General features: G+C 71.5%; 15 protein-coding genes. 4 read left to right on the plus strand and 11 right to left on the minus strand.

What is annotated here, in order from left to right:
• Positions 1-92: 92 nt before the first annotated feature.
• The 5 genes from ACQPZF_RS21360 to ACQPZF_RS21380 form a co-directional block, all read right to left on the minus strand.
• Positions 93-1157 carry an ABC transporter ATP-binding protein gene (locus tag ACQPZF_RS21360; RefSeq protein WP_433274296.1) on the minus strand — a complete coding sequence of 355 codons (1065 nt, stop codon included), beginning with the start codon at positions 1155-1157 and terminating at the stop codon, positions 93-95.
• Entirely contained in the window at positions 1154-2161 is a 1008-nt protein-coding gene (locus ACQPZF_RS21365) for an ABC transporter ATP-binding protein (RefSeq protein ID WP_433274298.1), read from the minus strand. The genes ACQPZF_RS21360 and ACQPZF_RS21365 overlap by 4 nt, the downstream gene beginning before the upstream one ends.
• Positions 2161-3081 (minus strand): ABC transporter permease, encoded by a 921-nt coding sequence (locus tag ACQPZF_RS21370; protein WP_433274299.1) that lies wholly within the window; start codon positions 3079-3081, stop codon positions 2161-2163. The genes ACQPZF_RS21365 and ACQPZF_RS21370 overlap by 1 nt, the downstream gene beginning before the upstream one ends.
• Positions 3078-4022 carry an ABC transporter permease gene (locus ACQPZF_RS21375; RefSeq protein ID WP_433274301.1) on the minus strand — a complete coding sequence of 315 codons (945 nt, stop codon included), beginning with the start codon at positions 4020-4022 and terminating at the stop codon, positions 3078-3080. The genes ACQPZF_RS21370 and ACQPZF_RS21375 overlap by 4 nt, the downstream gene beginning before the upstream one ends.
• 69 nt (positions 4023-4091) lie before the next feature.
• A complete protein-coding gene (locus tag ACQPZF_RS21380; protein ID WP_433274303.1) occupies positions 4092-5681 on the minus strand; it encodes an ABC transporter substrate-binding protein in 1590 nt (529 codons plus the stop codon).
• A gap of 399 nt (positions 5682-6080) precedes the next feature.
• On the opposite strand from ACQPZF_RS21380, the gene ACQPZF_RS21385 reads away from it, so the two are divergent.
• A complete protein-coding gene (locus ACQPZF_RS21385) occupies positions 6081-6530 on the plus strand; it encodes a hypothetical protein (protein ID WP_433274305.1) in 450 nt (149 codons plus the stop codon).
• Here the strand turns inward: ACQPZF_RS21385 and ACQPZF_RS21390 are convergent.
• The 6 genes from ACQPZF_RS21390 to ACQPZF_RS21415 form a co-directional block, all read right to left on the minus strand.
• A complete protein-coding gene (locus tag ACQPZF_RS21390; protein WP_433274307.1) occupies positions 6506-7096 on the minus strand; it encodes a hypothetical protein in 591 nt (196 codons plus the stop codon). The two genes, ACQPZF_RS21385 and ACQPZF_RS21390, sit on opposite strands and share 25 nt — an antisense overlap.
• Positions 7093-8709 carry a substrate-binding domain-containing protein gene (locus ACQPZF_RS21395; protein ID WP_433274308.1) on the minus strand — a complete coding sequence of 539 codons (1617 nt, stop codon included), beginning with the start codon at positions 8707-8709 and terminating at the stop codon, positions 7093-7095. The genes ACQPZF_RS21390 and ACQPZF_RS21395 overlap by 4 nt, the downstream gene beginning before the upstream one ends.
• Positions 8706-9860 carry a toxic anion resistance protein gene (locus tag ACQPZF_RS21400; RefSeq protein ID WP_433274310.1) on the minus strand — a complete coding sequence of 385 codons (1155 nt, stop codon included), beginning with the start codon at positions 9858-9860 and terminating at the stop codon, positions 8706-8708. Before ACQPZF_RS21400 ends, ACQPZF_RS21395 begins: the two co-directional genes overlap by 4 nt.
• Entirely contained in the window at positions 9860-10945 is a 1086-nt protein-coding gene (locus tag ACQPZF_RS21405; protein ID WP_433274312.1) for a hypothetical protein, read from the minus strand. The genes ACQPZF_RS21400 and ACQPZF_RS21405 overlap by 1 nt, the downstream gene beginning before the upstream one ends.
• A 272-nt stretch (positions 10946-11217) precedes the next feature.
• The gene (locus ACQPZF_RS21410; RefSeq protein ID WP_433274314.1) at positions 11218-12228 is read right to left on the minus strand and encodes a LacI family DNA-binding transcriptional regulator; all 1011 of its coding nucleotides are present in this window, start codon (positions 12226-12228) and stop codon (positions 11218-11220) included.
• Between the two features lie 478 nt (positions 12229-12706).
• Complete coding sequence (locus tag ACQPZF_RS21415; RefSeq protein ID WP_433274316.1) at positions 12707-13846, minus strand: S1 family peptidase; 1140 nt, start codon at positions 13844-13846, stop codon at positions 12707-12709.
• Between the two features lie 586 nt (positions 13847-14432).
• On the opposite strand from ACQPZF_RS21415, the gene ACQPZF_RS21420 reads away from it, so the two are divergent.
• From ACQPZF_RS21420 to ACQPZF_RS21430, 3 genes are all read left to right on the plus strand, one after another.
• Positions 14433-15581 (plus strand): MFS transporter, encoded by a 1149-nt coding sequence (locus ACQPZF_RS21420; RefSeq protein ID WP_433274318.1) that lies wholly within the window; start codon positions 14433-14435, stop codon positions 15579-15581.
• Between the two features lie 107 nt (positions 15582-15688).
• Positions 15689-16633, plus strand: a complete 945-nt coding sequence (gene ligD, locus ACQPZF_RS21425; RefSeq protein ID WP_433274320.1) for a non-homologous end-joining DNA ligase — start codon at positions 15689-15691, stop codon at positions 16631-16633.
• A gap of 179 nt (positions 16634-16812) precedes the next feature.
• The gene (locus ACQPZF_RS21430; RefSeq protein WP_433274322.1) at positions 16813-18279 is read left to right on the plus strand and encodes an AAA family ATPase; all 1467 of its coding nucleotides are present in this window, start codon (positions 16813-16815) and stop codon (positions 18277-18279) included.
• Positions 18280-18376: the final 97 nt, after the last annotated feature.

Consider the following 18376-nt stretch of genomic DNA (forward strand, 5'->3'; position numbering starts at 1 on the left):
ACTTTTGTCTGACGTACTACAGCCTACGGTCGCCATCATATGTCAGGCAACGTGGGAGACGTCATAGGCCACGAAGCCCTGAATGCGCGGTCTCACGGTCCGGGATCGAGATCGTTCAACGGCGCACCGGCCAATACCGGACCGCTCGTCTGCAAATGGCAGGCCACTTCCCCACCGCCGACGACCGCGGTGCGTTCGGGCATCCGCTGTTTGCAGACTTCCATCACGAACCCGCACCGGGTTTGGAAAGGACATCCCACCGGCGGCCGGGCCGGGTCGGGGAGATCCCCTTCCAGCACGATCCGCTTCGAATTCCGGCGCGGGTCCGGGATCGCCGACAGCAATGCCTGCGTATACGGGTGCGCCGGCGCGGTGTAGACCCGTTCCGCCGGGCCGGTCTCGACGATCCGACCGAGGTACATCACGCCGACCCGATGCGAGATGTGCCGCACGATGGCCAGGTCGTGCGCGATGAAGAGGTAGGTCAGCCCGAACTCCGCCCGCAGCCGCTCCAACAGGTTGATCACCTGGTTCTGCGTGGACACGTCCAGAGCGGACACGGCCTCGTCGCAGACGATGAAGCGCGGGTTCAACGCGATGGCCCGCGCGATGGCCAGGCGCTGGCGCTGCCCGCCGGAGAACTCGTAGGGATACCGGTCGGCGTAGCTCGCCCGGAGCCCGACCATCTCGATGAGGTCGTTCACCCGGCTGCGCGCCGCCTTCGCCGAGAGCTTCTCGTGCACGATGAGCGGCTCCGCGATGCTCGCCGCCACCGTGGACGACGGGTCCAGCGACGAGTAGGGGTCCTGGAACACCATCTGCATGCTCCGCCGGGCCTCGCGCAGGCCCCGGCCGCGCAGCGCGGTGATGTCCTGCCCGGCCACCGTGATGGACCCGCTCGCCGTCGGCACCAGCTTGAGCAGCGCGCGACCGGTGGTGGACTTCCCCGACCCCGACTCGCCGACCAGGCCGAAGGTCTCGCCCTCGGCGATGTGGAAGGTGACGTCGTTGACCGCGCGCACCTGCCTCGCGGGCGCCAGCAGCCGCTTCTTCCGGAACACCACGCTGACGTCGCGGAAGTCCACCAGCGGCCCTGGTCCGGGCACCGAGACCGGCGAGCCGGACGACGCCTCCGCGCTGGATCGTGTGACGCTCATGGGGAACCTGCCAGGTGCAACTGTTCGGTGCGGCAGCAGCGACTGCTGCGGCCTGCTTCGACGGTGCGCAGCGCCGGCTCGGCGGCCACGCACTGCTCGGTCACGTGTCGGCATCGGGGACTGAACCGGCAGCCCGCCGGCATGCGCCAGGGCTCCGGGGTCCGACCGGGGATCGTCGGCAGCTCCGTGCCGCGGGTTCCCAACTGGGGCATGGCGTTCAGCAACCCCGCCGTGTACGGGTGTTTCGGCGCGTTGTACAGGTCGAGCGCCGCCGCGGTCTCGACCACTTCACCGGCGTACATCACGACGACCCGGTCGGCCAGTTCCACGACCAGCCCGAGATCGTGGGTGATGAACAGGATTCCGCACCCCGTCTCGTCGCGGAGCCTTTCGAGCAGCGCGACGATCTGCGCCTGCACCGTCACGTCGAGCGCGGTGGCCGGTTCGTCCGCGATGAGCAGCCTCGGCTCGCACGCCAACGCCATCGCGATCATGGCCCGCTGCCGCATCCCGCCCGAGAACTCGTGCGGGTAGTCCCGCACCCGGCTGCTCGCGTCCGGAATCCCGACGAGGTCCAGCATCTCCGCGGCACGGGCGAACGCGGCGCGCCGCCGACCGCCCTTGTGCCGCCGGTAGACCTCGGCGATCTGGTCGCCGATGGTGAAGGCCGGGTTCAGGCTCGTCATCGGCTCCTGGAAGACCATCGAGATCTCGTTGCCGCGGATGTCCCGCAGGTCCCGCTCCGGCATGCCGATCAGATCCCGGCCCTGGTACCACACGTGCCCCGCGGAGGTGCGCGCGTACGAGGTGGGCAGCAGCCGCAGCACCGACAGGCTGGTGACGCTCTTGCCCGAACCGGACTCGCCGACCAGGCCCACGATCTCACCGGGACCGACCTCGAAGGACACCCCGTTGACGACGTTGGTCCACCCGCGGTCGGTCAGGAAGTCGACGTGCAGGTCGTCGATCCGCAGCAGTTCTTCGCCATTCCGTGCGGCCGTCATCACGCCTTCCTCGTCTCGCGGCCGAAGGCGTCCCGGAGTCCGTCGCCGACGAGGTTGAAGCACAGCGTCGCGATGGCGATCGCGATCCCGGGGTACACGGCGAGCGACGGGTTGCTGCGCATCTCCTGGAACGCCTGCCCGAGCATGCTGCCCCAGCTCGCCGTCGGCGGCAGCGCGCCCAGACCCAGCAGGCTGATCGTCACCTCGGCCAGCAGCGCGGACGCGAGCAGGAACGAGAGCTGGATGAGCAGCGCCGGCAGGATGTTCGGCAGCACGCGCTTCCGCAGGATCATCAGGTGCGGCGTCCCGATGCTGGTCGACGCCTCGATGTAGACCTCGCGCCGGACTCCGAAAGTGCTCGCCCGGACCACGCGGTACATCCGCGGCGCGTACACGATGCCGAGTGACACCATCGCGGTCGTCAACCCGGGCCCGACCGCCGCGATGATGGCGATGGTCAGGACGATCGCGGGGAACGACATCAGCACCTCGGCCGTCCGGTCCAGGATCCAGTCGACCACGCCGCCGAAGTAGCCGCCCACCAGACCGAGCGGCAGGCCGATGATCGTCGCGATCGCGACGGCGAGACCGGCCGCGGCGAGCGACACCTGGCCTCCGTGCATGAGGCGGCTCAGCGTGTCGCGCCCCAGCGCGTCCGTGCCGAGCCAGTGTTCCGTGGTCGGACCGGACAACCGGTCGCTGATGTCGATCTGCGCCGGTCCGTACGGAGCGATGATCGGAGCCGCCGCGGCCACGATGATGATCGCCAGCAGCAGCCCGCCGCCGACGACGGCCGACCTGTTGGCGCGGAACCGGCGCACGATGGAGCGGGCGCGGGAGACCGGCTCGACGAGGTCGCTCTCCTCCGCGGCGGGCGCGGTGACCGACTGCCGGGTGTCCCCGTTGACACTTCGAGTCATGACACTTTGACCTTCGGGTTGAAGTAGCCGTACGACAGGTCGACCGCCAGGTTGACGAGCATGATCAGGACCGCGGTGATCAGCAGGATGCCTTGCACCATCGGGAAGTCGCGGGAGAACACCGCGAAGTACGCCAGCTTCCCGACACCGGGCAGGGCGAATAGCTGCTCGATGACCACGGTCGCCCCGAGCAGCCGGTTGGCCTCGACGCCGAACGCGGTGACCACCGGCACGGCGGCGTTCTTCAGCACGTGCTTGACGACCAGCCGCCCGGGGTGCAGGCCCTTGGCCCGCGCCGTGCGGATGTAGTCCTCCTGCATCACCGAGATCACCGCGGCGCGGGTCTGCCGGGCGACGACCGCGGTCGGCACGATCGCGAGCGAGAACGCCGGCAGGACGAGGTGTCCGAACCAGTCCAGCGGGCTCTCGGCGAACGGCACGTAGCCGACGGCCGGGAGGGTCCGGAGCTGGATGGCGAAGATCAGCACGAGCATCATGCCGACCCAGAAGTAGGGCAGCGACATGAACGCGCTCGCGGTGACGGTCGACAGCCGGTCGATCCAGGTGCCCGGCCGCAGGCCCGCGGCCAGACCGAGGGCCAGCCCCAGCACCGCCGCGATGAGCAGGGTGAGGACGACCAGCGAGAGCGTGACCGGGAACCCCGCGGCGACCGCCGACCAGATGCTCTGGCCGTCGACGAAGGAGTTGCCCAGGTCGCCCTGCAGCGCGTCGGTCAGCCAGTTCCAGTACTGGACCAGGAACGGCACGTCGAGGCCGAGCTGCTCGCGGATCGCCTGGATCCTCTCCGGCGTCGGGTTGCTCCCGGCCAGCGCCACCTCCGGCCCGCCGGGCACCAGGGCGATCAGGCTGTAGATCAAAAAACTGACGATGAGCAGCAATGGGACCATCGCCAGCAGTCGGACGGACAGCAACCTCAGCACGCCGAGGCCTCCGTTCTCTCCGGGTGGGGACCGGTCGGCACGGGGCCGGCCGGTCCCTGCTCCACTGAGCTACTTCTTGATCGCGACACCGCGGAACTGGCGGGATCCGTCGACGTAGACCTCAAGCCCCATGACCTTGCCGTTGGCCGCCAGCGGGGTGTTGAGGTGGCACAACGTGATGGGTTGCGCGGCGTCCTCGTGAGCCGTCCGGAACAGCTCCTGGTAGATCTTCGCGCGGCTCTCCCGGCTGTCCGCGCCCCTGGCCTTGGCATCGAGTTCGGTGATCTTGGAGTTCGAGTAGCCGCCCGGATTGCTGAACCCGGTGGGCAGGTAGTAGGAGGCGATCTGGATGCTCGGGTCCGCGTCGGCCTTCTGCTGCACCATGATCGCGTCGACCGACTTGTTCACCGAGAAGCCCTCCACCAGCTTGGGCAGCTCGACCGGTCGGATGGTCATCTTGATGCCGACCTCGCCGAGGTTCGCCTGGACCAGCTCCGCGACCCGCTGGTACGCGTCGAGGTTGTCGGTCTCCAACTCGAACGTGAAACCCTCCGGCACCCCGGCGCTCTTGAGCTGCTCCCGTGCCTTCGCGGGATCGTAGGGGTACGAGTCCGGGGTCAGCGTCGGGTCGGACGCGTAGTAGGAGGTCGGGAACATCTGGACCCCCGGCGCGCAGAACCCGCCCTGCAGCTCGTTGACCGCCGCACGGTTGATCGCGTAGTTGAGCGCCATGCGGGCCTCCTTCTTGTCGAAGGGCGGCTTCGAGACGTTCAAGGCGATCGTGAAGCTCGCCAGGCTCGACTTCTGGCACACGACGAGCCCGGCGTCCTTGGCGGGCTGGTACATGCTGGACCGCAGGAACGTGACGTCGGCCTTGCCGGTGATGGTGGCGTTCAGTCGCGCGTTGTCGTTGCTGGAGATCAGGAAGACCATCTTGGCGACGCGGACGGCCGCCGGATCCCAGTAACCCTCGACCGGCGTGTACTCGACCCTGGTGCTGGGCTCGTAGGCGGTGACCTTGAAGGCGCCCGACCCGCCGGTGGGCGTCCGCGCCTGGTCGGGGTCGTCGAACACCGCCGGGCTCATCATCATGCCCGCCGAGCTGGCGAGGATGCCGATGACCGGCGCGGCGCCGAGCTTCGTCTGCACGCGCACGGTGGACGCATCGACCACGTCGACCGAGGTGACGTCGCTCAGGGCCTGCTGGTTGAAGGTACCCGCGGCCCGGTGCCGGTCGAGGTTCGCCTTGACGGACGCGGCGTCGAACGCGGTTCCGTCGTGGTACTTCCAGTTCTCGATGAGGCGCAGGGTCAGGCTCTTGCCCCCGTCACCGATCTCCCAACTCTTCGCCAGCATCGGCTGCGGCTCACCGGCGGCATCGATGCGGGTCAGCGAGTCGTAGACCGGGTACAGGTACATCCAGCTATTGCTGGTGGTGATCTTGTCCGGGTCGAAGCTGGTGTTGGCGACGCTGTACATCCAGGTGAACGTCGCATTCCGGTCGATCGCGGACTCCTCGACCGGCGGACAGGCGACATCCTGCTCCTGCTTGGTCGCCGGCGCGTCACCGCTGCCGTTCGGGTCGCCGCTGTCGGCGCTGCACGCGCTCACGATCATCAGGAGTGTTGCGGTGGCCGCAACGAGGAGCTGTTTCCGCATCTAGGAGTCCTCCGAGCCGAAACGTGGTGAGGGGAAGACAGGTCACCTCGCCCTGGGGGGTGGAGCGGTGCCAGACGTCGGGAAGAGACGGGCCGATCGCTCGCAGGTGTTCTGAGGGGGGCCGCTACGGGATCACCGTGGCACCGGCTTGGACTTTGTCTGACAAATGAGAACATACGTAATCTCGTCCGTCAAGGTTCCGGGCAAGGCTCGACGGAGGGGCTCGGTGCGGGGAGGTTCGCGGGCTCGACGCGGGGCTGCGGCACCCGGATGGCGGCGGCCACCCCGTCGACCGGAGTGGGCCGAGTGAGGCGATTGTTGTTCCCTGCCAACGGTTCTGTCGGCGCGAGCGCCCGAAAGCAGCTAGTCGGGAGGGGGGTGGGCGGTCATGCTGGCGGGATGGAGGGTGCCCCTCTCGTCCACCGGCGGGTGCCGACCGTGTTGGGCACGCTGGAGTTCGCGTTGCCCGCCGGGGCGGCGTTGGAACCCGATCCGGGCGCGGTGGACGGCGTCGGCTGGTGGTGGTCGCCCATTCCGGGCGCGTGCGTGTTCACCGTGAGCCACGGCGACGCGGCCCGGCGCACGCCCGCCTCCCTGCTCACGCTGGAACGCGGTCTGGGACCGGTGGAGGTGCTGGTCGACGAGCCGGCGCCGGGCGGCCACCTGCTGGAGTTCCGGTCCGGCGGGCGCCACGCGCGGTTCCGGTACTGGGCGCGTGGTCGGTTCGCGTTGCGGGCCGGGTATCGGACGGACGAGGCGTGTCCGGTGTTGGACGCCGTGTTCGACTCGATGAGGCTGGTCGGAGGGCCAGCCGCAGCGGAGGGTCAGCCGTCCTGGTCGCGCAGGTAGCGGGTGTGGTCGGCCTGCTGGTTGACGTCGCCCGCGTAGAACCGTTCCGCGAGCTGGTGCGCCTGCCTCTCCAGCAGACCGAGCTGGGTCACCAGCTCCTCCCCCGCGCTCGGCTCGCCGCCCGTGCGCCGCTTCACCGCGAACCACCACGGCAGGTTCAGGTACGTCTGCACGGACAGCGGCAGGTCGGTGCGCGCCAGCCGGATCAGCGTGTGCCGCAGATCGGGGTCGGCGGCCAGTTGCGCGGGCCGGGACAGCATGTCGCCCAACACGTCCGCGATCCGCCGCACGCCGTCCACAGTGGACTCGGGCATCCGCGACGACTGCCCGGCGACCTCCCGCACGAGCGTGTCCAGGTCCGTCCGCACCTGCCCGGCCTCGGTCGCCGCGTCCACCGGCACCAGCCGCACCTTCTCCGGCGGCGCGAGCAGCGCCCCGGCCGCGTACAGGGCGGCGACCACCAGCGGCCACCACGTGCCGACCACGCCGGTCAGGTGCAGCGCCACGCCGACGAGCCCGCCGACGCAGCCGGCGAGGTTCTTGGTCGAGCCGAGGTAGCGGGTCATTGGTAGCCGCGGATCTCCTGGAACACCTCGGAAAGCTGGGCCGTGCGCGCGTCGAACACCTTGCCGCCGGTCATGGTCGCGACCTGGGACAGCTCGTCGCTGCTGCCCTCGCCGAACAGCACCGTGAACACCGGCACCTGCCGCACCACCTCCGGCACCGAGCCGAACGAGCCCCGGAACGCCGGGAAGCCCGCGCCGTTGGCGTTCTCGCCGTCGGTCATCAGCACGATCGAGTGGAACCGGTCGGGATCCTTGGCGACCATCGGCTCCAGCACGTCGTAAGCGCGGTCGAGGCTGTCGTAGATCGCGGTGCCGCCGTTGGCCTGGAGGCCCTGCGCGAACTCCCTGATGCCGCCCAGCACGACCTCCGGGTCCTGCTCCGGCACGGTGAACGTGCGCGGCGGGTGCGGCGTGGTGCTGAACGGCAGGATGGTCACCTCCTCCCGGTTGCGGAACTGCCGGAACCGGCCGGTGAGCGAGCCGTCCGCGCCGGTCAGCCCGACCAGCGCGGAGCGCAGCGCGTCGATCCGCTCCCCCGCCATCGAACCGGACGTGTCCACCACGTACAGGGTCCGGGACGGCCGCCGGATCTTGTTGAAGTACGCCGACAGCAGCGCGTCGACGGCGTCCTGGGTGGCCGGGAACGGCAGTTCCACCAGGTCCTTGCGGGCGAACTGCGGGCCCGGGTCCACGCCCGGCACGACCGGGCGGCGCTGGGTGGTCTCCATGATCCGGCGCTGCACGTCGGGCGTGCGCAGGTGCTCGGTGAGCCGCTGGTGCGAGCCGCGGGCGTCGTCGTTCGCGTCGGCGAGCAGGCTCAGCGGGTAGTCGGCGGTGATCACGCCGTCACCCGGGTAGACGATGGTCAGCGGTTCGGGCAGCTTGCCCGAGTTGTTCATCGACAGCAGCACCGACTCGTAGTTGATCAGCCCGTCGATCCGCTGCCCCGGGTCCTCGCCGGTGGCGCGGCGCTGGTAGGCCTCCGACAGCCAGCCGGACGACCCCGCCGACAGCGCCTGCGCGCGGAAGAACCCGGTCAGCTCCGGCGTGACCGCCGCGATCTGCCCGGCGTCGATCGCGTTGCCCGCGCCCGCCAGCGCCGAGGCGACACCGACCAGGGCGGAGAACCCGGAGTTCGACGCGGACGGGTCGGCCATGCCGTAGCTGAACGCCTTCTGCCCGGCCTGCGCGGCGATCTCGCCCCACCCGACCTGCCGGTCGACCCAGCCCAGGCGGCGCGCGGTCGACGTGGACAGGCCCAGCACGACCGGCGAACTCATGATCTTGACCTGGTCGCCCAGACGCTTCGCCGCGTCCGGGATGCCGGCCAGGTACCGGTTGGAGGAGAACCACACCGCGTCGTACTTGCCGTCCACGCCGCCGGTGGCCAGCGACTCCGCGCCCTCCAGCGTGCCGGTGAAGGTGAACTGCACCTCCACGCCGGTGGCCTTCGCCGCCTCCTCCAGCACGGGTTGCAGGTCCGCCAGCTCGCTGCCGGCGAGCACGCGCAGCGTCCCCGGCTTCGGCGGACCGGCGGGCAGCGCCGGGTCCGCCTCCTCGGAGCACCCGGCCAGCAGCACCGCCGCCAGTCCCAGCGCGAGCACTTTCCTCATCGGTCCCCCTCGGCGGCCGTCGCGTCGTGCGAGCGGCGCAGGTGTTCTTCGGCGCGGCGGATCTCCCCGGACAGCGACTCCACGGTCGCCGACATCGTCCGCACCGCGTCGGCCCGGAAACCGTCGATCGCGTCGATGGACGCGTAGATCCGGTCGAACGAGGCCCGGATCGTCGCCACCGCCACCGCCGGGTCGGCGCTCGCCCGGCGGATCTCGGCGGTCTGGAGGTCCAGCAGCTCGGTGTTGGCCCGGATCAGCCCGTCGGTGGTGGCCTGGAGCGCGGCGACCTCGTCCAGCACGTCCCGCTGGCTCGCCAGCGCGCCGCTCACCAGCAGGGCCACCCGCAGCGCGGCGACCGTGGTGGACACCGCGCGCTCCACGCCCCGGACCAGCTCGTCGTTGTTGCGCCGCACCAGGTCCAGCGCCAGGTAGCCCTGGGCGCCGACCGCGAGCTGGGTCAGCAGGTCCTGGTGGCGCTGCCGGATCGGGTACTGCGCGTCGGCCCGCAACGCCTGCGCCCGCGCCGGGTCGGTCAGGTCGAACACGCCCGCCTGCCGTTCCACGGCCGCGTCGACCGCCTCCGCGAACGCGGCGGCCTCGGCGAGCCGGCCCAGGGTGCGCCACAGCCGTTCCCGCTCGCCCTTGATCGTGGCGTTGTCCCGGCGCAGCACGTCCTGCCGTTGCCGCAAGTCCACGACCAGCGCGTTCACCGGCTCGTGGGCGGCGCGGTAGCGGTCGAGGGCCTTCTTGGCGGCGTTGGCGGCCGGGAACATGCCGAGCAGCTTGCGCCCGGTCAGCGGCAGCTTCGCCGGGTCGAGTTCGGCGACCGTGCGGCGCAGCCCGGACAGGCTGGTCGTCACGTGCTCCTGCGGTGAGGCGGTGTCACGCAGGGCGCGGACCGAGCGGTCCAGCATCGCGCCCGCCACGCCCGCCGCCGCCCGCATGTCCGCCTCGCCGACGGCCAGCAGCTCGTCCAGCGCGGACGTGAACTCCGGCGACCGGACGTCGAGCCGCTCCAGCCGCGCGGCGAACGCGTCGGCCCGCCGCACGATGTCGTCCCGCGCGTCCTGGCCCAGCGCGATCAGCCCGGCGGCGCGCTCGACCGGGATCGGCTCCACCGGCTCCGGTGGGGTGAGGGTGAAGTCGTCCATCAGTACTGCTTCTCGACCTCGTCGAGCATCCGTTCCAGGGTCTCGAACGACGGCGGCTCCACCGTGTCCACCAGGTCCGCCGGCACCGGGGCCTTGGCCTGCGCGACCACGTCCGCGAACAGCTTCGGATCGTTGGTGCGGAAGCCGAACGCGGCGGCCAGCCGGCCCAGCTCCGGGTCGGTGGACAGCAACTGCCCGACGCGGTCCCCGTTCGGGGACAACGGGATCAGCGTGTGCTTGGAGTAGACGGTCGGCGCGGTGTAGAGCATCCGCATGTCGGGGCGGATCGAGCCGTCCGCGCGGACCAGCCGGCCGACGTACTGCGACTCGTAGACCAGCGCCATCGGCGTCTTGCCCATGCCCGCGGACAGGTAGTCCTCGAACGGCCCCTCGGTGCTGTTCTGGGTGTAGCCCTGGTCCAGGAACAGCTTCGCCACCTCGGGCAGCACCTTCGCCTCCTGCTCGGCGCTGCTGACCACGGTGTTGCCGTTGGCCACGAACGACACGATCGACAGGTACATCGCGGCGGAGTTCGACTCGCGCGGGTCGGTCGTGGTGACCAGGACGTTCTTGCGCGCCGGGTAGGCGGTGTTGTCGGGCAACTGGTCCCAGCGGGTGCCGGCCTTGGCGAGTTCCAGGTACTTGGCGATGTCCAGCACCTGGTAGTCGCCCGCGCCCTTGCGCGCCACGCCGGCGGCGGACAGCAGGTCGACGATCGGCTCGAACGTGGCGACGGCCATCGGCGACTGGAACGGCGTGTGCACGGACGTGACCTTGCGGTCCCGCTGGATCTTCTGCGCGGCCGGCGAGGAGGACGGGAACGCGAACTCGTACTTCGCCAGGTCGACCGCGGTCGCGATCTGGCGGGAACCGGCGGTGTCCACGTCGACCTCCAGGCCGTGCCGGGCGAACGCGTCGACCACCCGCTGATCGGTGAAGAAGGCCTGCTTCTCCGACCCGATCACGCCGCGGACGGTGGTCAGGTCGCCGGCCTGCGCGCTGTCGTCACCCCGGTCCCACACGATCACCGCCACGACGGCGAGCAGCAACACCACCGCCAAGCCGATGGACAACCGGCGCTTCACGATGCCTACCCCCTCGTCCCCACCCGGTGTGATCTTCCATTCCACTCGACTCGTTTGACGCGCGAACGGGACAGCGCAGCGTGAACCCTTGGTGAACGGAAGACGTCGAGTGGCCGCGCCCGCAGGCGCGTACTCCGGATGCACCAACGGTGATCCGCCGGATTGTCGTACCCCTGAGCTACCTTCGGCCCATGACCACCAGTGGGGTCGGGGTGCGCCCGGCCACCGTCGACCGGGCTTGGAACGGGTCTGTCCGAGGCTCGCCGGCCCGGTCAGCGGCGACTCGATTCCCGGACCACCAGTTCCGGCGTGAACAGCACGTGCTGGTGTTCGTGCTCGTGCGGCGTCATGGTCTCGGCGATCACCAGGCCGGCGGCGGTGCGGCCGATGAGCTGGCGCGGCTGCCGCACGGACGTGAGCGGCACGGTGGCCGCCGCCGCGAAGTCGATGTCGTCGTACCCGACGATCGCGATGTCGTCCGGCACCCGGAGGCCCGCTCGGACCAGCACTTGCAGCACACCGAGCGCCAGCAGGTCGTTGGCGCAGAACACGGCGTCCGGGCGCACGTCGCGGGCCAGCAGGCATTCGGCCGCGCGCTGTCCGGAGGCGACGTTCAGCGCGGGCGCCTGGATCTCCTCCAGGCACCGCGCGGAGTGGCCTGCCCGGCGCACGGCGTCGACCGCGCCCTGGTGCCGCAGCCGCGCCTGGTGCAGCCTGGGCGGCCCGTTGACCATCACGATCTGCCGGTAGCCCTCCGCCAGCAGGTGGGCCACCGCCAGTTCACCGCCCGCCCGGTCGTCCACGGCCACCGAGCACAGGCCCGGGTCGTCGGTCGGGTGGTCCAGCAGCACCACGGACATGCCCCGGTCGCGCAGCCGCCGCACCGGGGCGAGGTCGGTGTCCACCGGGGTGATCAGGACACCGTGCACGCGCTGCTCGGCGAGCAGTTCGACGTGCCGGGCCTCGCGCCGGGCGGACTCGTCGCTGTTGCACAGGATCACGGCGTGCCCGGCGTCGCTGGCGGTGTCCTCCACACCGCGTGCCACGTCGGTGAAGAACGGGTTGCCGACGTCCAGCACGACCAGGCCGATCGCGCGCGGTGTGCCGGAACGCAACTGGCGGGCGGCGTCGTTGCGGACGAAGCCGAGTTCGAGAATCGCTCCCAGCACCCGGTCGCGGGTGGCGGGCGCGACGACTTCCGGCCGGTTCAGGACGTTGGAGACGGTGCCCACCGACACCTTCGCCCGGGACGCCACGTCCCGGATGCTCGCCGGAGCCCCCACCACGCCTCCTCGGCGGACCCTCACTGTGAAATTCCGGAGTGTAGCCACCGGAAGCGCTCCCAGGTCGATCACTTCGCAAGCCGTCGAGAACGACGAAACACGCAGGTCACAACGCCGGGCCAGGGTCGGGCGCGTGGAGCCGCTGGTGAGCGCCGCCGTCCCAGCCGCCGGGCACGCCCTACGACATCCCGGCCAACGTCCTCGTCCACGCGGACGCCCGCCGCGCGGGTGGTCGTGTTCCCCGAACTGTCGCTCACCGGCGACCACTTCGACGCCGCGCCGGTCGACCCCGCCGACCCCCGACTCGCGCCGCTGGTGGACGCGTGCGCCGAGACCGGAAGCCCTGGCGCTGGTGGACGCGCCGGTCAAGCGCTCCGGTGGACATGCCGGTCGACGGTCCGCACATCGCTCACCGCGCGCCGGAAATAGCGGTGATGCGGTGGCGCCGGTCGGCCGCCACCGCATTACCGTCACGCGGTCAGGAAGTGAGCAGGGTGACGCCGTAGTAGTTCGCCGCGTCCACCACCGGCTGGTAGTAGGAATACGATCCGGTGGCGTTCGAGCCCTGGTTGTAACCGCAGTCGTGGCCGTCCGCCGGACCGCCCGAGGTCATGCCCTGGGCACTGTTGCCGGAAATGTACGCGCCGCCGCTGTCGCCGCCCTCGGTGCACACCGTGGACCGGGCCAGGCCCCTGGTGGAGGTCGACTCGCCGGAGTAGCGGACGGTCTGGTTGTAGGCCGAGACCCGGCCGCAGGTCCAGCCGGTGGTGTTGCCCGCCTTGCAGAGGGTCGAGCCGACCGCCGCCTTGGACAGGCCGCGCACGGCGACCGTCGTGCCCATGCGGGTGTCGACGTAGCCGCGACCGGTGTCCTCGGGGTCGATCGACATCAGGCCCATGTCGTAGGACGGGAACCGGGTGGCGATGCCCCGGCCGATGTGGGTGCCGTTGGCGTCCAGGATGTCCGGGTTGCCTTCGACGCAGTGACCGGCCGTGAGCAGCACCTTCGCGCCGTTGCGGGTGCCGGGGAAGCCGAGCGAGCAGTTCGTGCCGGGCACCAGGTCCATGATCCGGCCGGGCACCACGTCGGCCTGCGGCGCGAGCCGTGCGGCGCCCCGTTCGACCGCCACGCCGTCGATCTTCGACAGCCTGGCGACCAGCGCGGACGTGGCGTCCGGCTCGACGGTGACGACGACGCGGTCACCGACCACGTCCGGTCCCCAGGCCTGGACCTGGCCGAGGTCGGCGCCGATGACCCGTTCGACCTTCGCGGTGAGCCGGTCCAGCGCCCGCTCACCGCGCACGGCGGCACGCGGGGTCAGTCCCGCCGACGACACGGCGGCGGCGTCCGTGGTGTTGACGACGAGGTTGCCGTCCCGGTCGAAGAACACGCCGTCGGTCTGCACGCCGCGGGCGCGCAGGTCGGACAGCGCGCCGGTCAGCGCGGCCTCGCGGTCGAGGCGGGCGGCGGCTTCCCGGGGCGTGGCGCCCAGGTCGGCGGCCAGGGCCGCGAGCATGGCCGGGTCGTACCGCGGTGCCGCGGAGGCGTTCGGGCCGAGCAGGGCGGCCCCGAACGCGGCGCCCACGGTCGCGAGGACGCCGAGAGTGCGGATTTTCATTTTGTCGGCTTTCGATTGCAGGGGTTGACAAAATTGGTCGTGCGACCTACTCGGGGAATGCGCCCGAAATACTTGCGGAGTCTTCGGGCAACGGCTGCCCGGTGATTCACCGGACGTGCGTCACGCTAGCTCGCGGAAATAGGGCACGAACACCTACGAAAGTAGGCGGATGACTCCGCCCGGTGGCGGGGTGCGCATACACGGATGACTCCGGCCGGTGGCCGGGTGTCCACGCTGCGATGACTCCGGCCGATGGCCGAGTGTCCACGCTCCGATGACTCCGGCCGATGGCCGAGTGTCCACGCGCGGATGACGTCGCCCACTGGCCGGGTGCCCATCCCGGCGCGGGCCGCGCCTGCCGGCAGGTGGCGCAGCCGGGAACTTCTCCGTCACCCGACCGATGTCTTCGCGCGGATGCGGGTACATGGTGGGTGCACGCCTCACCAGCGCCCCGATGCCCGCACAACGACGTGTGCGGCCTCTCAGGAAGGTGCCCGCGCATGAGCCACCTTGTTGTGGACTCGCCCTTCGGCGAGTTACCGCCGGCTGTCCTGTCTTACCCGCGTTCGGCAGCGTTGGTGTCCTGATGCCGGTCGTGGCCGCGCGTACCTATGCCCTGGCCACCGGCGCGGTGGCGGCGGGCACGAGCGGCTATGTGGTGGCGGCGGTGTTGGGTGGGATCGCGGTCCGGTTCGACGTGACGATCGCGGCGGCCGGGCAGGTGATCACCGCGTTCGCCCTCGCCTACGCGGTCGGCTCGCCGCTGCTCGCGGTGGCCACCGCGGGGCTGGAGCGGCGTGCCCTGCTGGTGGCCGCGCTGCTGGTCACGGCGTTGGGGAATCTCGGCGCGGCGTGCGCGCCCGACTTCGGGCTGCTGCTCGCCGCGCGAGTGGTCACGGCGTGCGGCGCGGCGTTGACCACTCCCGCGGCGACGGCCGTCGCGGCCTCCCTGCACCCGTCGGGCACGCGGGCGCGGGCGATGGCCGTCGTCACCGGGGGGCTGACCGCCGCCACCATGCTGGGGGTGCCCGCCGGGCGGGCCGTCGCCGGGTGGGGCGGCTACCGGGCGGCGTTCGTGCTGGCCGCGGTGTTGTGCGTGGTCGCCGCGGTGGTGATCAGGGTCGCGGTGCCGGCCGTCCCGGCGGGCCCGGCGCTCGGACTGCGGCAGCGGGTGGAGGCGTTGGCCGACCGGCGGGTGCGGTGGCTGCTGGCGGTGTCGCTGCTGGCGTGCCTGGCGACGTTCAGCGTGTACGGCTACCTCGATCCGCTGCTGACCGCCGGTTCCGCGCCCTGGTTGCTGCTGGCCTACGGGATCGGAGGCATGCTCGGGAACCTGCTCGGCGGTCTGGCGGCCGACCGGTGCGGACCGCGCGTGCCGCTGCTGGTGGCGCTCGGCGGGTGCGCGACCGTGTTGGCGCTGCTGCCGTCCGCCCTCGCGTCCCCCGTCGGCGCGGTGCTGGCGCTGGCCGGGTGGGGCGCGTTGTTCTGGGCGTTCAACCCGCCGCTGTTCGCCCTGCTGGTGGAGGTGTGCCCGGAACGGGCCGGGGTGCTGCTGGCGCTCAACGGGTCGGCGATCTACCTCGGCATCGCGGGCGCGGGCGTGCTGGGCGGTGCGGTGGTGGGCATGGCGTCGGTGCAGATCGTGCCGCTGGTCGGGGCGTTGCTCGGCGGGTTGGCGCTGCTCGTGGCGGCCGGTGCGCCGAGTCCGGCCCGGATACCCCGGCAACCCGCCTGAGACCGGGTTCCGCCGGGTCGGAACCCCGCGGGGAGTCGGCGCACCGGTCTTCGCAGCCGGTGCGCCGACGTGGGCGGAGGCGCCCCCGCCGGGTTAGGTTTCCGGGCATGGGCCAGTCGCCTGCGGTGGAGTTGGAGGTCGGGGACCGCGTCGTGCGGATCTCCAACCCGGATCGCGTCTACTTCCCGGCGCGCGGCGAGACGAAGCTCGACCTCGCCCGGTACTACCTGTCGGTCGGCGACGGCATCGTCCGGGCGCTGCGGGAACGGCCGTGCATGATGCACCGCTTCCCGTCCGGCGTCAGCGGCGAGAAGGTGCACCAGAAGCGCCTGCCCGCCGGGGCGCCGCCGTGGGTGCGGACGGTGCGCGTGCACTTCCCCCGGTACGGGCGGCACGCCGACGAGCTGTGCGTGACCGACCTGGCGGACGTGGTGTGGGCGGTGCAGATGTCGACCGTCGAGTTCCACCCGTGGAACTCGCGGCGGGCGGACACCGAGAAGCCGGACGAGTGGCGGATCGACCTCGACCCGATGCCGGACTGCCCGTTCTCGCGCGTCCGGCGGGTCGCGGGGGTGGTGCACGAGGTGCTGGACGAGTTGGGCGCGGTCGGGTGGCCGAAGACCTCCGGCGGGCGTGGGCTGCACGTGTACGTGCGGATCAAGCCCGAGTGGAGGTTCACGGACGTGCGGCGGGCGGCGTTGGCGTTCGCCCGGGAGGTGGAGCGGCGCGCGCCGGACGACGTGACCACCGAGTGGTGGCGGCGCGACCGCGATCCGCGCAGCCTGTTCGTGGACTACAACCAGAACGCCCGCGACCACACGATCGCCGCCGCCTACTCGGTGCGCGGGGTGCCCGAGGCGACCGTGTCCACGCCCGTGCGGTGGGACGAGATCGACGCCGTCGACCCGCGCGACTTCACCATCGCCACCGTCCCCGCGCGGTACGCCGAACTCGGCGACCTGCACGCGGGCATCGACGACGCGGTGTTCTCCCTGGAGCCCCTGCTGGAGTGGGCCGACCGGGACGGCGACGAGCTGCCGGGCGACGCCTGACGAGCCCGCGTCGAGCAGCCGGACGGCACCCGACGAACCCGCCACAACCAACCGGCGGCACCCGACGAACCCGCCACAACCAACCGGCGGCACCCGACGAACCCGCCACAACCAGCCGGTCGCGTCGAATACCCGTGTCGTATCCAACGGGATGCGACATGATGGCCTGGGGGTGACACATGGGGGATTTCTCCGGTGACGAAGCCCGTGCCCTGGCCGCGAACCTGAGCCACCTGATCCGGCTGACCGCCTCGGTGGTGGACGAGGACGGCCGGTCCGCGCCGCTGATCGCGAAGGTCTCCGGCCACCTGGGCAGCGGGCTCGGCGAGGTGCTGTCCGTGGTGACCCGGTTCGAGCCGTGGGAGCACGCCAACCTGCAACGCGGCGTCGACGCCTACCTCGCCGAGCACACGCCGGACGCCGAGTGGTTCGGTATCAGCGGCGCGCACCGCGGCCACGAGGACCTGCTGTCGATGCTGGTCACGGCCCGGCAGCAGGTGATGTACCACCTGGGAGCCGCCGACTTCGCCACGACCGCCGTCGGTCCGGACGAGAGCGTGGAGGTCGTCCAGCTCGGTCTGGTCGCCACCCGCGCGCCGGACGGCACCCCGGTCATCGTGGGCGTGCGCGGCGCGGCCACGGAGTACGGGCAGCCCGCGTGCCGGCTGGAGGTGCTGGCGACCGACCGGGCCGCCGCCCGCGCGGTGGGCGGCGAGGTCGAGCGGCTGATGCGGCTGCACGACGTGTTCCGCCGCCAGGTGCTGGCGTTCGGCGTCAGCGAGCACCGGGGCAACGAGCTGGTCACCTTCCAGCCCCGGCCGGTGCTCGACGCCGACGACGTGGTGTTGCCGGACGGCGTGCTGGACGCCGTCGAACGGCACGTGGTGGGCATCGCCGAGCACTCCGAGCGGCTGCTCGCGGCGGGCCGGCACCTCAAGCGCGGCCTGCTGCTGCACGGCCCGCCGGGCACCGGCAAGACGCACACCGTGCGGTACCTGATGAGCCGGATGACCGGCTGCACGGTGATCCTGCTGACCGGTCCCGCGATGCGGCTGATCGGCCAGGCGGCGGCCCTCGCGCGGCGGCTCCAGCCGTCCATGCTGGTGGTGGAGGACGTCGACCTGGTCGCGATGGACCGGGGCTACTCCCCCGGCGGCGCGAACCCGCTGCTGTTCGCGCTGCTGGAGGCGATGGACGGGGTCGGCGCGGACGCCGACGTGACGTTCGTGCTCACCACCAACCGCGTCGAGGAGCTGGAACGCGCGCTCGCCGACCGGCCCGGCCGGGTGGACCTGGCGGTGGAGATCCCACGGCCGGACGCCGAGGGACGGCGGCGGCTGCTCCGGCTCTACGGCCGGGACGTGGACCTGCGCGCCGACCTCGATCCCGTGGTCGAGGCGACGGAGGGCGTGACGGCGTCGTTCATCAAGGAGCTGCTGCGGCGGGCCGTGCTGGACGCGGTGCGCGCGGACGAGGGCTCGCCGGTGATCGGCGACGAGCTGGTCGGGCTCGCGCGGGAGATGACCGACGAGCGCGAGTCGCTGACCAGCGTGCTGCTCGGCGGGACACCGGGGCCGGAGGGGCCGCCGCCGTTCGGCCTGCCGGCCGGTCCGACCGTGGCCCGGAAGGCATACCGGCTACGGTAGTGAGCGCACCGGCGAGGACGTGGTTTCGGGCGTGCCCGTTGGTCCGGATGCGCCCGGATTCCCTCCTCCGGCCCACTGTCGGGCAATCCTGGTTCGG

Source organism: Actinosynnema sp. CS-041913, from assembly GCF_050942485.1.
GTDB lineage: Bacteria > Actinomycetota > Actinomycetes > Mycobacteriales > Pseudonocardiaceae > Actinosynnema.

Coding starts and splice junctions, on each gene's coding strand:
- ACQPZF_RS21360 (WP_433274296.1), bottom strand. CDS start 1,157: ATGAGCGTCACACGATCCAGCGCGGAGGCGTCGTCCGGCTCGCCGGTC.
- ACQPZF_RS21365 (WP_433274298.1), bottom strand. CDS start 2,161: ATGACGGCCGCACGGAATGGCGAAGAACTGCTGCGGATCGACGACCTG.
- ACQPZF_RS21370 (WP_433274299.1), bottom strand. CDS start 3,081: ATGACTCGAAGTGTCAACGGGGACACCCGGCAGTCGGTCACCGCGCCC.
- ACQPZF_RS21380 (WP_433274303.1), bottom strand. CDS start 5,681: ATGCGGAAACAGCTCCTCGTTGCGGCCACCGCAACACTCCTGATGATC.
- ACQPZF_RS21385 (WP_433274305.1), top strand. CDS start 6,081: ATGGAGGGTGCCCCTCTCGTCCACCGGCGGGTGCCGACCGTGTTGGGC.
- ACQPZF_RS21390 (WP_433274307.1), bottom strand. CDS start 7,096: ATGACCCGCTACCTCGGCTCGACCAAGAACCTCGCCGGCTGCGTCGGC.
- ACQPZF_RS21395 (WP_433274308.1), bottom strand. CDS start 8,709: ATGAGGAAAGTGCTCGCGCTGGGACTGGCGGCGGTGCTGCTGGCCGGG.
- ACQPZF_RS21400 (WP_433274310.1), bottom strand. CDS start 9,860: ATGGACGACTTCACCCTCACCCCACCGGAGCCGGTGGAGCCGATCCCG.
- ACQPZF_RS21415 (WP_433274316.1), bottom strand. CDS start 13,846: ATGAAAATCCGCACTCTCGGCGTCCTCGCGACCGTGGGCGCCGCGTTC.
- ACQPZF_RS21420 (WP_433274318.1), top strand. CDS start 14,433: ATGCCGGTCGTGGCCGCGCGTACCTATGCCCTGGCCACCGGCGCGGTG.
- ligD (WP_433274320.1), top strand. CDS start 15,689: ATGGGCCAGTCGCCTGCGGTGGAGTTGGAGGTCGGGGACCGCGTCGTG.
- ACQPZF_RS21430 (WP_433274322.1), top strand. CDS start 16,813: ATGGGGGATTTCTCCGGTGACGAAGCCCGTGCCCTGGCCGCGAACCTG.